This is a genomic window from Vibrio sp. 970 (genome assembly GCF_033339075.1).
This window is the reverse complement of record NZ_JAWOTW010000570.1, coordinates 1-586: the sequence shown is the minus strand read 5'-3', so window position 1 is coordinate 586 and position 586 is coordinate 1. Positions and strand designations below refer to the sequence as shown.

At 47.1% G+C, this 586-nt stretch carries 1 pseudogene; it reads left to right on the top strand.

Annotated elements, in window-relative coordinates:
- Window positions 1–586, top strand: a pseudogene (locus R7Q11_RS27930) (hypothetical protein); the annotation flags it as partial.

Here is a 586-nt window from a genome sequence, read left to right as displayed (position 1 = left end):
CACCGACAGGGTTAAATAAGTCGCAAGGACGCGTCATTGTGATTGACGAGCAAGGTGTGGTTGAGGCTTTGCAAGGTTGGCGTATTGATTTACCTATTTTTGACAGTCGCGGCAATGGCGCAATCTACTCATTGGCACTACCTTATTATCCGAAACGTGGGGCACCACGCTTTAGTGATGTGGCTTTGAATGGAACAAAACTGCCTTCTAGTACGTTGGCTGACGTTAATGCCATGGCTCAGAATGATTTGAATGAACGCTTAACGACAATAGTGATTCGCCAAGCCATTCGCGTTTGGGCGAAAGACCGAATCAGAAAAGAAGCAGCGAAAAAAGGCGATGACGTCGGCAATATTCTTTTCAACGTTTGGAATACGTTAACAGAACAACCAGATACTCGAAGCTGGCAAACGCTGCCAGCGCAAGTGAAGACGGCCTCACAAATTGTGAAGCCGGGTACACAGCAGCTAAATTTAGGCGATCAAGTCTATCAATTTGACGTACCAGCGCAGCAAACCACACTGGTGTGGGTTTCTCGTCAGGGAGCGCATTCGACGGTATGGCATAAACAATTAGGGAGATTGTA